13 protein-coding genes are annotated in these 13379 nt (G+C 63.7%); 7 read left to right on the forward strand and 6 right to left on the reverse strand.

Going from position 1 to position 13379, the window contains the following annotated elements:
- Positions 1-13: 13 nt before the first annotated feature.
- On the reverse strand, positions 14-1207 hold the full coding sequence (locus LB518_RS07820; RefSeq protein WP_224575304.1) for a Tm-1-like ATP-binding domain-containing protein: 1194 nt from the start codon (positions 1205-1207) through the stop codon (positions 14-16).
- A 192-nt stretch (positions 1208-1399) separates the two neighbouring features.
- Between LB518_RS07820 and LB518_RS07825 the strand changes: the two genes are divergently transcribed.
- From LB518_RS07825 to LB518_RS07855, 7 genes are all read left to right on the forward strand, one after another.
- A complete protein-coding gene (locus LB518_RS07825) occupies positions 1400-2104 on the forward strand; it encodes a TetR/AcrR family transcriptional regulator (protein WP_502845801.1) in 705 nt (234 codons plus the stop codon).
- Positions 2105-2175: 71 nt separating this feature from the next.
- Positions 2176-3489, forward strand: a complete 1314-nt coding sequence (locus LB518_RS07830) for an extracellular solute-binding protein (protein WP_224575329.1) — start codon at positions 2176-2178, stop codon at positions 3487-3489.
- A 91-nt stretch (positions 3490-3580) separates the two neighbouring features.
- Positions 3581-4465 carry a carbohydrate ABC transporter permease gene (locus LB518_RS07835; protein ID WP_224575767.1) on the forward strand — a complete coding sequence of 295 codons (885 nt, stop codon included), beginning with the start codon at positions 3581-3583 and terminating at the stop codon, positions 4463-4465.
- Between the two features lies 1 nt (position 4466).
- Entirely contained in the window at positions 4467-5423 is a 957-nt protein-coding gene (locus LB518_RS07840; protein WP_224575332.1) for a carbohydrate ABC transporter permease, read from the forward strand.
- Positions 5424-5436: 13 nt separating this feature from the next.
- The gene (locus tag LB518_RS07845; RefSeq protein WP_224575335.1) at positions 5437-5634 is read left to right on the forward strand and encodes a hypothetical protein; all 198 of its coding nucleotides are present in this window, start codon (positions 5437-5439) and stop codon (positions 5632-5634) included.
- 3 nt (positions 5635-5637) lie between these two features.
- Positions 5638-6753 (forward strand): ABC transporter ATP-binding protein, encoded by a 1116-nt coding sequence (locus tag LB518_RS07850; RefSeq protein WP_224575337.1) that lies wholly within the window; start codon positions 5638-5640, stop codon positions 6751-6753.
- A 2-nt stretch (positions 6754-6755) separates the two neighbouring features.
- Positions 6756-7862 carry an ABC transporter ATP-binding protein gene (locus tag LB518_RS07855; protein WP_224575339.1) on the forward strand — a complete coding sequence of 369 codons (1107 nt, stop codon included), beginning with the start codon at positions 6756-6758 and terminating at the stop codon, positions 7860-7862.
- Between the two features lie 35 nt (positions 7863-7897).
- On the opposite strand, the gene LB518_RS07860 is transcribed toward LB518_RS07855, so the two are convergent.
- The 5 genes from LB518_RS07860 to LB518_RS07880 all read right to left on the reverse strand — a co-directional run bounded on the left by LB518_RS07860 (position 7898) and on the right by LB518_RS07880 (position 12978).
- Entirely contained in the window at positions 7898-8227 is a 330-nt protein-coding gene (locus LB518_RS07860) for an L-rhamnose mutarotase (RefSeq protein WP_224575341.1), read from the reverse strand.
- A gap of 30 nt (positions 8228-8257) precedes the next feature.
- Positions 8258-9181 (reverse strand): ABC transporter permease, encoded by a 924-nt coding sequence (locus tag LB518_RS07865; RefSeq protein ID WP_224575343.1) that lies wholly within the window; start codon positions 9179-9181, stop codon positions 8258-8260.
- Entirely contained in the window at positions 9178-10251 is a 1074-nt protein-coding gene (locus LB518_RS07870; RefSeq protein ID WP_224575345.1) for an ABC transporter permease, read from the reverse strand. The genes LB518_RS07865 and LB518_RS07870 overlap by 4 nt, the downstream gene beginning before the upstream one ends.
- Positions 10248-11795, reverse strand: coding sequence for an ABC transporter ATP-binding protein (locus LB518_RS07875; protein WP_224575347.1), 1548 nt, complete (start codon positions 11793-11795; stop codon positions 10248-10250). Before LB518_RS07875 ends, LB518_RS07870 begins: the two co-directional genes overlap by 4 nt.
- Positions 11796-11916: 121 nt before the next feature.
- Positions 11917-12978: a BMP family lipoprotein gene (locus LB518_RS07880; RefSeq protein ID WP_224575360.1), complete on the reverse strand. Its 1062-nt coding sequence runs from the start codon at positions 12976-12978 to the stop codon at positions 11917-11919.
- Between the last annotated feature and the right edge of the window lie 401 nt (positions 12979-13379).

Below are 13379 nucleotides of genomic sequence, written 5' to 3' on the forward strand. Positions count from 1 at the left end.
GCGTCCTTTCGTATCAGTCTTTGATGTCATGAAAATGCCGGACGAGCGCATCGGCGAAGTCCGGATCGTTGATATGAAGCGGCAGCCGGACGATCCGTCGGCGCGCGGTCTGGTTGACCGTCGCCTCCAGCGCATCGAACAGCGCCGCATCGGCCTCAGGATCGTGGAACGCGCCGCCGGGCGTGTCGAGCGCCGAGATGCCGCGCTCGGGGATGAGGAAACGCACAGGCCCCGCGCAGGCATTGAGTTTTTCGCCGATGAAGACGCCGAGAGCGCGATTTTCTTCAGCAGTGGTGCGCATCAGCGTGATGTTGGGATTGTGCTTGTAGAGCAGGCGGCCGCGATAATGCTCCGGCACGGTATCGATGGCCCAGAAATTGACCATGTCGAGCGCGCCGACCGAGCCGACATAGGGAATGCCGCTGCGTGCAATGGCTCCGAGGCGGTCGGCGCCGGCCGAAAGTACGCCGCCAAAGAGATGATCGGCGATCTCCGTCGTCGTAACATCGATGACGCCGACCAGCATGCCGCTGTCGACGAGCTTTTCCATCGCCCGCCCACCTGTTCCCGTGGCATGGAAGACGAGACAGTCATGCGCCTCGCGAAGCAGTTCGGAAACGTGGGTGACGCAAGGCGTCGTGACGCCGAACATCGTCAGCCCGATCGGCGGCTTGCCGCTGGCCTCGACCACCGGATAGCGCACCATGCCGATGATGGCATGGGCGGCGTTCTGCAGGACGAGACGGCTGATCCGGTTGAGCCCGGCGAGATCCGTCACCGAGGGGACCATGACGATGTCGGAGACGCCGACATAGGGGCCGACATCGCCGGAGGCGAGTGTCGAGACCATGAGCTTCGGCAGGCCGACTGCCAGTTCTCGCATGCCGGCGGTGATGATCGACGTGCCGCCGCCACCGCCGATGCCGATGACGCCGCCGATATCGTTACGACTGATGATGAAACGGGTGAATGCCTCGGCCATCGCAGCGACCGCTGTGCCGCGATCGGAAAGGCCAAGCACCGCGTTCGGCCCGCGCGGATGATGTGCGGCCACGGATGATGCTGGAAACTCGGCCTCAACAGTCGATGGCTGCGTGCCGACATCGACCAGCGCGTGCGCCATGCCAGACGCCTCGATGACGCTTTTCAGGAAGTCGAGTTCCTCGCGCTTCGTGTCCGCCGTACCGACGATATAGATGCGCTTCATGGCGTCCTCGACGTGCTTGCCATTCCGGTCGATGCGCCGTCTGGCCGAGCGAAAGGGCTGGCCGGAGAGGGGCTCTCGGCGGTTCGAAATGGCGGATTTGCTGGTGTTTATCGCCTTACGATGATCTCCCCAGGCATCGGAAAGGCAATTTGTCTGGTTGCATTATTTTTGAGACACGCGTATCGTATTGGCATGTCAGTCTCAGGTCAAGAGCAGCAGGGACGGCCGGTCGAGAAGGGTCCGCGCGGTCGCATGAAGCGGCTGATGCTGGATACGGCGCTTCGCCTGATGCAGGACGGGGGCAGCCCTTCGGTTTCGGACGTGGCGGAGGCGGCGCAGGTTTCACGCGCCACGGCCTATCGCTATTTCCCGAGCCAGGCGGCGATGATCCAGGCGGCGGTCGACGATGCGCTGGGACCGGTACTCGACTGGAAGCCGACCGACGGCGATGCGGCAAGGAATGTCGCGGATTTGTTCGGTTTCGCCTTCAGGCGGATGGAGGCCTATGAGGCGACCCATCGCGCGGCCCTTCTCCTGGCGCTCGACCAGTGGCAGCGCCGCCGCGCCGGGACGCTGGGCGCCGAGACGCGCGTGGTGCGCGGCAACAGGCGTGGGCTGCTGAAGGCGGCGGTTGCGCCGCTCGATGAGGAAATCGGCCGCGATGCCGCGGAGCGGGTGACGCAGGCGCTGTCGCTCGTCTTCGGCATCGAGGCGATCGTCATCCTAAAGGATATCTGGGGCCTCGATGCAAAGGGAGCCGAGGCCGTGGCAAGTTGGGCGGCATCCGCCCTGATCCGGCAGGCGCTTCTTGAGGCGCGGGAGGGAGAGACCCGCGCCGAAAAGAAAACCCTGGATCCGGCCAAGGGAGAAGGGAAGACGCACAAGAAGGGGGCCTAGCCGCGCATACGGCGAAGCAAGCTGCCGACCCCTGAAGAATAATGGCAGTGGGAGAGGGAGGAGATATTGAGATGAGGAAGAACCTCAAGCTGTTGCTGGCCGGGGCGGCATTCACGCTGGCCGGCGCGGCGAGCGCTCATGCGGAAGATCTCACGATCTTCTGGGCGGAGTGGGATCCCGCAAATTACCTTCAGGAACTCGTCAACGAATACGCAGCGGAATCCGGCGACACGATCACCGTCGAGACGACGCCCTGGTCCGATTTCCAGACCAAGACATTCGCCGAGTTCAATGCTCACGGCGATGCCTATGACATGGTCGTCGGCGACAGCCAGTGGCTCGGCGCAGGCGCGACGCAGGGGCATTATGTCGACCTGACGGACTTCTTCAACGCGAACAAGCTGAACGACGTCATGGCCCCGGCCACCGTCAAATACTACGCCGAATATCCAGGCGGCAGCGGCAAGTATTGGGCGATCCCGCTCGAGGGCGATGCCGTCGGCTGGGCCTACCGCAAGGACTGGTTCGAGGACCCGAAGGAGAAGGACGCGTTCAAGGCCAAATATGGCTACGATCTCGCTATTCCCGAGACCTACGCCCAGCTGCGCGATATCGCCGAATTTTTCTATCGCCCCGACGAGAAGAAATACGGCGTCGCGATCTACACCGACAATTCCTATGACGCCATGGCAATGGGCGTCGAGAGCGCCATCTTCTCGTATGGTGGCGAGCTCGGCGATTATGCCACCTACAAGGTCGACGGCATCACCAATTCCAAGGAGGCCATTGCCGGCCTCGAGATGTACAAGGACCTCTACAAGTTCACGCCTCCGGGCTGGGGCAAGACGTTCTTCATCGAGGACAACCAGGCGATCACCGAAGGCCTGGCGGCGATGAGCATGAACTTCTTCGCCTTCTTCCCGCCGCTCGTGAACAAGTCGACCAACCCGAATGCCGACGTCACCGGCTTCTTTGCCAATCCGGCCGGTCCCGGCGGCCAGCGCTTCGCGGCGCTCGGTGGCCAGGGCATCTCGATCGTCTCCTATTCGAAGAAGCAGGAGGCCTCGAAGAAGTTCCTTGAGTGGTTCATCAAGGATTCGACGCAGAAGCGCTGGGCAGAGCTCGGCGGTTATACGGCCAGCCAGGCCGTCCTGAAGTCGCCGGAATTCCAGAACGCCACGCCCTACAACAAGGCGTTCTACGATACGATGTTCATGGTCAAGGACTTCTGGGCCACCCCGGAATACGCCGAGATTCTCGACCAGTTCAACCAGAACATCTATCCCTATGTCGTTGGCGACAAGGGCACGGCGCAGGAAGCGCTGGACAAGACGGTCAAGGACTGGACCGCCACGTTCAACAAGTACAACCGCTACAGCAACTGACCGTTGATCGGTCCTGTCCGGGGGCGGGAAGGCCCCCGGATATCATTTGCTCGACCCCGGGAGGCGGTGCGTGACCAGTCTGGCGACCAAAATGGATTCCTTGGCGCGGCCCGCCCAGCGGAGCGGCCTCAGCGATCTTGGAATTCGAAATCTCTTCATCATCCCGACGGTCCTGTTCCTGATCGTCTTCAATATCTTTCCGCTCATCTATTCGCTCGGCTATTCCTTCACTGATTTCAGCGCCTCCGCGAACGCACCGGCGAATTTCGTTGGTCTCAGGAATTATCGCGAACTGCTGAGCGACGAAAAGATCTGGGCGAATTTCGCGATCACCGCAAAATACGTCATCATCTCCGTGAGCGGCCAGATGATCGTCGGCTTCGGTCTCGCTCTGCTGCTCAACCGCACCTTTCCGATGAAGGGTCTGGTGACGACGTTGCTGCTTCTCCCGATGATGATGTCTGCGGCCGTTGTCGGCCTGTTCTGGAAGCTTCTCTACGATCCGTCCTGGGGCATCATCAACTATGCCCTCGGCCTCGGCGATTTCGCCTGGCTGTCCAATCCCGATGCCGCGCTCTTCGCGATCGCGATCACCGATATCTGGATGTGGGCGCCGTTCGTCATGCTGCTGTCGCTGGCAGGTCTCTCGGCGGTGCCGAAATATCTCTACGAGGCTGCCGCCATCGATCGCGCCGGCGCCTGGTACACATTCCGGCGTATCACCTTGCCGCTGGTCGCGCCGATCCTTCTGATCGCCCTGATCTTCCGCACAATGGAGGCCTTCAAGACCTTCGACATCGCCTACATCATGTCGACGCAGCCGACGACGGAAGTCATCGCGATCCGCCTTTACAAGCAAGCCTTCCAGCAATGGGACACCGGCAAGTCCTGCGCACTCGCCTATATAGTGCTGATCATGGTTCTGGCGATCACCAACATCTATGTGAAGTATCTCAACAAGGTGAAGGAGCGCTAGGATGGCGGCCGTCAAGTCTTCCGGCCGCGCTGCGGTCAATCGCCTCGCCGTCGTCGGCGTCATCATCGCGACGCTGATCTTCCTGGCGCCGATCTACTGGATCGCCTCGACGGCCTTCAAGCCGCGGGCGCTGGCGACGACCGTGCCGCCGACCGTGCTGTTCCAGCCCGAGATCACCTCGTTCATCAAGCTCTTCGTCAAGCGGGTACAGATGAACAAGCCTGTTGATCCTGAGGCTTATGCGGCCGCTCCGTGGTGGGAGCAGCGCATCATGGACAATGGCGAGCGCGTGCTGCGCGCCGGCAACAGCGTCCAGGTCTCGGGCTATCCGAGCCGCTTCATGAACAGCCTGATCATCGCGATCACCTCGACGGTGCTGGCGGTCGGCATGGGGACGTTCACTGCCTATGGTTTCTCGCGCTTCAGGGTCAAAGGGGAGGCGGACCTCCTCTTCTTCATCCTGTCGACGCGCATGCTGCCGCCGATCGTCGTCGCCATTCCGATGTTCCTGATGTACCGGGCGGTCGGTCTCACCGACACGCATATAGGCCTGATCATCCTCTACATCGCGTTCAATCTCTCCTTCTCGGTCTGGCTCATGAAGGGTTTCATGGACGAGATTCCGAAGGAATATGAGGAGGCGGCGCTCGTCGATGGCTACACGCGCATGCAGGCCTTCTTCAAGATCGTGCTGCCCGAGGCAGCGACCGGCATCGCCGCCACCGCGGTGTTCTGCTTCATCACCGCCTGGAATGAATATGCCTTCGCGCTGATCATGACCAACCGGCGCGCCCAGACGGCGCCGCCCTTCATTCCCTCGCAGCTCGGCTCGGGCCTGCCGGACTGGACGGTGATCGCCGCGGGAACGACGCTGTTCCTGTTGCCGGTCGCGATCTTCACCTTCGCTCTTCGTGGCCATCTGCTGCGCGGCGTGACCTTCGGCGCCATCCGCAAGTAGAGGAGGCAGACCCATGAATTTCCGTGAACTGTGTGCTCGCTGGATCGAGCCTGGCTCCATCGCCCTGATGGTCGGCGGCATCATCGCCCTCTGCCAGCCCTGGCACCATGGCCTGCATGCCTGGAGCGTCTCGATCATCCTGGTCGGCCTCGTCGGTTTCAATATCGCCGCGCATGTGCCGAAGCCACTTCAAGACGGCAAGGACGCCTGAGCCATGGCCGAGATCGTCCTTTCCAACGTCCAGAAGTTCTTTGGTGCCGTTCAGGTCATCCGCGACATGAACTTGACCATCGCCGATCGCGAGTTCGTCGTGCTGCTCGGCCCATCCGGCTGCGGCAAGACGACGACGCTCCGCGCCATTGCCGGTCTCGAGGACATCACATCGGGCGAGATCCGCATCGACGGCAAGCCCGTGCAGGATCTTGAGGCATCGCAGCGCGACATCGCCTTCGTGTTCCAGCTTTATGCGCTCTATCCGCATCTGACCGTGTTCGAGAATATCGCCTTTCCGCTGCGCGCGGCGGGCGGAGCGCGCGCCGACGTGGAGCGCGAGGTCAATGCCGTCGCCCGCGCGCTCGATATCGGCCATTTCCTCGGCAAGCGGCCCTCGGCGCTCTCGGGCGGCGACATGCAGCGCGTTGCCATCGGTCGCGCCTTGGTGCGCCGTCCCAAGGCCATTTTGATGGACGAGCCGATCGGCGCTCTCGATGCCAAGCTGCGCGAGGACATGCGGGCGGAGCTGAAGCGGCTGCATATCGAGAACAAGGCGACCTCGGTCTATGTCACGCATGATCAGGTCGAGGCGATGTCGCTTGCCGACCGCATCGTGGTGATGAGCGAGGGTGTGCTGCAACAGGTCGGAACGCCGATCGAGGTCTACCAGAACCCCGCCAATCTCTTCGTGGCGCAGTTCATCGGCAGCCCGGTGATGAACATCGCCGATGCAAGGCTCGAAACCGAGGGCGACGAGGCGAAGGTCCGGCTCGGTGATGCCGGAGAAGCCTTCGGCGTTCCGCTGGCGCTGCCGGGGGCAATCGAGGCCAGCGGGCGTGGCGCGGGCGGGCTTTCTCTGGGCATCCGGCCGGAGGGCGTCATCGTCGCCCATGCTCCCGGCAAAGGCCTCGTGCCGCTCGAAGCGCATGGCATCGAGCCGCTCGGCGCCTATGACATCGTCGATCTCAAGGTCGGTTCGGGCGTGTTGCGCGCCCGGACAGCCTCCGGCTTCGTTGGCAAGCCCGGCGACACCGTCTTCGCGCGTCTTGATGAGACACAGACGCATTTCTTCGACACGAGGTCCGGGCAGTCGCTTGGCGTGAGGCTGGGAGCGTAGAGATGGCGCATGTCCGCTTGAACGGCATCACCAAGCGCTTCGGCGCGCATACGGCGCTGGAGAATCTCGATCTCGAGATCGAGGATGGGCAGTTCTTCGTGCTGCTCGGCCCGACCGGCGCCGGCAAGACGACGACGCTGCGGCTCATCGCCGGGCTGGAGAAACCGACGGCCGGCACGATCGAGATCGGCGGCGTCAATGTCGGCGATTGGGGGGCGGCCGAGCGCGACGTCGCGCTGGTCCTCCAGCAATATTCGCTCTATCCGCGCTACACGGTGCGGCAAAACCTCGAATTCCCGTTGAAGTCGAATATCCGCCGCATGGCGCAGCCCGATATCGATCAGCGTGTCGCCCGTGCCGCCAAGACGCTTCGCATCGAGCACCTCCTGGAACGCAAGGTCGATCGCCTCTCCGGCGGCGAAATGCAGCGCGTCTCCATCGGTCGCGCCATTGTGCGCTCGCCGCGCATCTTCCTGATGGACGAACCGCTCAGCAATCTTGACGCCAAGCTGCGCGAAACGCTCCGATCCGAGCTCAAGGATCTGCAGATGAAGCTCGGCGCCACCTTCCTGTTCGTCACGCACGACCAGATCGAGGCGATGTCGATGGGCGACAAGGTGGGCGTGCTCAACAATGGGCGGCTCGCCCAGGTTGGCACGCCCTACGAGATTTATCACCATCCGCGCGATACCTATGTCGCCGGCTTTGTCGGATCGCCAGCGATGAACCTTCTCGCCGCCGATCTTCTCGGCGACCGGATGCGCATCCCATCCGGCGCCATCGAGTTCGCCGTCAGCCCGGCGCTCCGGGCCCGGCTTGGCCGCAGCAGCGGCCCGGTGACGCTCGGTATTCGCGCTGAAAATGTCCATCTCGATCCCGCCGGGCTGATCGAGGCGCGCGTCTGGGGCTTTGAAAATCACGGGGTCGAGAAGATCGTGACGTTGAAGACCGGCGATTGCCTGTTCAAGGCGACAATGCCGGCATCGATCCCAACCGCGATCGACGAGCCGATGCGGCTGAGCTTCGATCAGAGCCGCCTGCATGCCTTCGACGCGGCGACCGGCCTCAATCTCTCGCAAGAAGGCCGCGAACTGGAGGCGGCCGAATAGTGGCAGGCGGCGGGGCGTTCAGTCGCCGCTCCGCATCAGTCCAGATGGAAGACCTCTTCCATCATCGCCCACCACTCGCCTGATTTTGCCGAGGCGAGCGGCTGCTGGCACGCGTCGGTCTGCGCCAGCCAGGTCTGGACGGCCGGCTCCTGGCCGAGCCGTGCCGCGTCGGCCGGCCAGTCCTCGCCGTGATACTCCCAGCTGCCGAACAGCAGATTTTCCGGCTCGCGGAGATAGATCGTGTAGTTGCGCACGCCGGCGGCCGAGAGCAGGGCATTGACCTCTGCCGACCCCTCGGCGTGCAGGCGCTTGTACTCAGCGATCGCCTCGGCCTTGATGCCGATGACCATGCCCATCCGTTGCATGACGTCTCCCTCCCGCTCCGTATCGCGACCTCAGGCCGCGATCCGCCTGCGCGAGGAGAGCATCAGCGCCAACACCGTCACCACGAACGGGATCGAGTGGATCACCTCACCCGGCACCTGGGGCAGGATGCCGGGCAGCGCGATCGACAGGGCTTCGAAGGCGCCGAACAGCACCGCCGCGATCGCGGTTCCGACCGGATGCCGCCGTCCGAGCAGCACGGCGCCGAGCGCGATGAAGCCACGGCCGGCGGTCATGTCGCGCGTGAAGCCGACGAAGTTGAACATCGCGAGCTGGGCACCGCCGAGGCCGGCGAGCGCGCCGGACGCGATCAGGCCATAGGTGCGCAGCCGGTTCGGCGAGATGCCCGCCGCCTCGGCAGCCGCCGGATATTCGCCGACGGCGCGGAACCGCAATCCCTCGGGCGTGCGATAGAGGAAATACCAGATCGCGAAAACGAGGAAGGCCGCGAGCCAGGTCAGATAGGAATGGCCCGAGAACATCTGCGTCAGAACCGGGCCGATACCGGGGATGGCGTTCAGGAAGGAAAGGTCGAGCGCCGGGATCGCCTTGGAAGGCAGGTTGATCGAGGTGCCCTTGTCGCCGCCGGTCGCATAGTTAAGCACGGTGACCGTGCCGCCTGCTGCGACGATGTTGACGGCGAAGCCGACAAGGATCACGTCTGCCTTGAAGCGGAGATGGAACAGCGCCATCAGCGCGCCGAGCATTCCGCCAACGGCAATGCCGGCGAGCACGCCGACATACCAGGGCGCATAGGCCGAGACGATGACCGAGGTCAACGCGCCGATCAGCATCATGCCTTCGAGCGCGACGTTGAGCGAGCCGACGAGGTCGGAAAGGAGGCCGCCGAGCGAGGCGAAGAGGACCGGCGTCGTCGTGCGGATCACCGCGGCGACGAAGGCGGCCGAAAGGATGGTCTCGATGATGGCGTTCATGTCGAGGGGGCTCGCGCGGCGGCAGATCCGCCCATGATGCGGTTGAGAAAGGCGCGACCCGGAAGCGTGAAGGACGAGGCGACGAGCAGGATGACAATGCCCTGCACGATGCCGATCACCTCCGCCGGAACGTCGGTGCGATAGCCCATCAGCGCGGCGCCCTGGCGGAGATAGCCATAGCCGAGCGCGACGAAGGGAATGGCGAGCGGCCGGTTGCGCGCCACGATGGCGATCAGGATGCCTTCGAAGGACAGGCCGCCTTCAAAGCCGACAACGATCTTGCCGAAGCCCTGGCCCTGGACATACAGCGCGCCGAGCAAGCCACCGATCGCGCCCGAGGCCGTCATCGCGCTGACCATGATGAAGTTGGAGCGGATGCCGGAATAGGCCGCGAAACGGGCGTTGTGACCGGTGAGGCGGAGCCGCAGGCCCCATGCCGTCCGGTAGAGCAGGAACCAGACGATGGCCACGGAGCCGAGGGCGAGGATGACGCCGAGATCGATGCGCGTGTGCTGAACGAAAGCCGGGTAGACCGCGCTGCGGGGGAACCCCTCCGAGGCGGTGAGGCCGCTTTTCGGCGAGGCGAGATAAAGGCGCAGGATGAGGTTGGCGACGTCGTAGGCGATGTAGTTCAGCATCAGCGACGAGACGATCTCGTTCGCATTGAGCTTCGCCTTGGCATAGCCGGGGATGAAGCCGAGGAAGGCGCCGGCGAGCATGGCGGCCAGCGCACCGAGCGGGATCGAGACCCAGGACATACCGAGCGGCGAAAGCGCGATCGCGGCAGCGATCGTGCCGCCGGCATAGACCTGGCCCTGGACGCCGAGCGCGAACTGCCGGGCCTGGAAGACGAGGCTGAAGGCGAGGCCAGCCAGTGCGAGCTTCGCCGAATCGTCGATCCAGTTGCCGATCGTGCGTTTCGACGACAGTGGGCCGGCGATGAAGGTGTTGAAGGTCTCGAAGGGTGTCTTGGACGCGATGAAGATGATGACCAGCGCCATCAGCAGCGCCACGGCGGCCGCGAACAGAATGCGGCGTGTCTCGTCGAAAATCAGTTTGCCGTTGGTCATGACAGCGCTGCCCGTCTCTCGTTCTCTGGCTGCTCGGCAAAGCCAAGCATGTAGCTGCCGAGGGTCTCCGGTGTCAGTTCTGTAGTGTCGGCAAACGCCGCGACGATGCGGCCGCGATAAAGCACGATCATTCGGTCCGAAAGCGAGAGGAGTTCAGAAAGGTCTGCGGAGGTGAGCAGGATAGCGGATCCCGCGTCGCGGGCCACGGCCAGGCGCTGCCAGATGAACTCGGTGGCGCCGAGGTCGACGCCGCGTGTCGGGTGCGAGACCAGCAGGAGTTTGGGGTTGGATGACAGTTCCCGCGCCACCACCACCTTCTGCATATTGCCGCCGGACAGGGTCCCGATCGCGGCGTCGGGACCGTTGACGCGGACGCTGAAGTGATCGATCAGCTCCACCGCATGCGCCCGGATAGCGCCGAGATCGAGCAAGCCGTGGCGCACGAAGCGCTCGTCCTCAAGCTCGGTTGCAACGAAGTTTTCAGCGACGGTCGCGCCGCCGGCGCTGCCTGTCGCGATGCGATCCTCCGGAATATGGGCCATGCCGGCATCGCGGCGCTGGTCCACCGGCACGGCGGTGATGTCGATCCCGCCGAGTTCCACCGAGCCCGTCTCGACCGGCCGCAGCCCGCCGATGGCGTCGAACAGCTCGCTCTGGCCGTTGCCCTCGACCGCCGCGATGCCGACGATCTCGCCGGCGCGCAGCACGATATCCATCCCGGAGATGGCATCGAGGCCGCGGTCATTCTTGATGGTCAGGCCGGAAATCCGGCAGAGATGCTTGCGCTCTCCGGGCTTGGCCCGAGTCACCTTCAGCGCCACGTCGCGGCCGACCATCATCCGGGCGAGCCCGGCTTCGGTCGCTTCGGCCTTCGGCACGCGGCCGACCATATGTCCGGCGCGCATCACCGAGATGGTGTCGGAAATCTCGATCACTTCCGGGAGCTTGTGGGCAATGAACAGGATCGTGCGGCCCTGCTCGGTCAGCGAGCGGATCGCGGCGAAGAGCTCGACCACTTCCTGCGGCGCCAGCACCGCGGTCGGTTCGTCGAGGATCAGCAGCTTCGCATCGCGATAGAGCGCTTTGAGAATCTCGACCCGCTGCTGCTGGCCGACGGGCAGCCGCTCGACCGGCGCTTCGACATCGACGGGAAGGCGGAAGCGGTCGGCGAGGGCCTGCACTGTTTCAGCCGCGCGCTTGCGGTCGAGCCGGAGACCCGAGCGCGGCTCGACGCCGAGGACGACATTTTCGGCGACCGTGAAGGAGGGCACGAGCGAGAAATGCTGGAACACCATGCCGATGCCCGCAGCGATGGCGGCGCGCGGCGAGGGCAGATGGATCGGGGTCCCGTCAAGGCGGATTTCGCCGGCATTCGGCTGTTCGACGCCAAACAGGATTTTCATCAGCGTCGACTTGCCCGCGCCGTTCTCGCCGACGATGGCGTGAACCTCGCTGTGCGAGACGGTCAGATCCACGCTCTTGTTGGCATGGACGCCACCTGGATAGGTCTTGTCGATGCCGATCGCTTCGAGGAAAGGGGTCATGTCGGCCGGAGGTTGCTTCGGTCCACGGGTCGCGTGACACCATGCTGGATAAAGGATGGCGTCACGCAGGCAATTGAATGAAAGAGAGGCCCGCGGCGTTTGTCGCGGCGGGCCTCTGCTCTCAGTTCATCGTGGTTTCGACCTTGATCTCGCCGGAGACGATCTTCTTCTCCTGCTCGTCGACTTCCTTGCGCACGTCCTCGGGAACGAGCGCGTCGTAGTACTTGTTCTTCGAGATGCCGACGGCGCCTTCCTGAAGGCCGAGGATCGACGACGTGCCATACTTGGCCGTGCCGTCGAGGGTCTGCTGCAGGATCAGGTAGAGCGACTCGCCGACCCGCTTCTCGACGGAGGTCAGGATGACGTCAGCCTGGGCCTGGTCGGTTGCCGAGAAGATCTCGGCCTGGTCGCTGTCGACGCCGATCGCCAGCTTCTTCGAGTCGCGTGCTGCCTGGAGCGCGCCGATGCCGGTCGAGCCGGCAATCGGGAAGATCACGTCGGCGCCCTGCTGGATCTGGGCGAGGGCGAGTTCCTTGCCCTTGGCCGGATCGCTGAACGGATTGGCGGAGTTAACGGTGGCGCGCAGCAGCTTGGCGTTCGGGTTGGCCGCCTTGGCGCCCTGCTCGAAGCCGACCACGAATTCGAGAATGACCGAGCCCTCGGTGCCGAGGATCTGGCCCATGGTGCCGGTCTTCGAGACCTTGGCCGCCGCATAGCCGGCCAGATAGGCGGCCGTCGAAGTGCGGTACTGGACCGAAAGGACGTTGTCGAAACCGCCCTTCGAATAGTCGACCGTGTCGTCGAACAGGATGAACTTCTTGTCCGGATACTGCGGCGCGAGTTCGGTCACATAAGGCGCCATGTCGAACGTGCCGGTGATCACGACGTCGTAGTCGCCATCGGCCGCATCGGCGAGCGCCGGCTGCCACTTGGAGCGATCATAGCCCGGCTCGATCGTCTTCACGACGACCGGCAGATCCTTCATCGCCTTTTCCATGCCGCGCTGCGCGGAATCGAAGAAGCTCTTGTCGCCGAGGGTGCCGTTCAGCACGAGCGCAACTTTGAGCGGGTTTTCCTTGGTATAGGTGGTCTGCGCATTGGCGGGGACGGTCATCGAGCCGAAGCCCGCCGCCACCGTCAACGCTGCCGCGCTCTGCGCCAGCGCCTTGATCATCTTCGTCATCGAACTGGTCTCCCTGCCGACTGGCTGTGACGATTGATGGACGTCACGTTACTGAAAAAAACGACCCCGAATCGTTCCGCAGCAGCTCTGTCCGCGCGGTCCGCGCCCGATGGGCCGATTGATCCTAGGTCGGCGCATTTTCTGTGCAAGCTCAAAATCTGCACCGCCCACGGACATTCATTGTGCGTCGATCTTAGGCGTCCTGGATATGAAGGGAGCCGAAGCTGGATGCGAACGCCCCGCAGATGCATGCACTATATGGCTCACATACTGTTCTTTGAGCATGCGCCGATTGCGCCTCCCATTCGCTTGATCGGGTCCGCGGATGGGCACGAGTTTGCGAGGTTTCCGGCGCCATGGTCATGCCGACGACGAGGCACCGCCTGCGGTGACCATGGGCG

The sequence above is a fragment of the Mesorhizobium sp. BR1-1-16 genome (genome assembly GCF_020165495.1).
GTDB lineage: Bacteria > Pseudomonadota > Alphaproteobacteria > Rhizobiales > Kaistiaceae > Kaistia.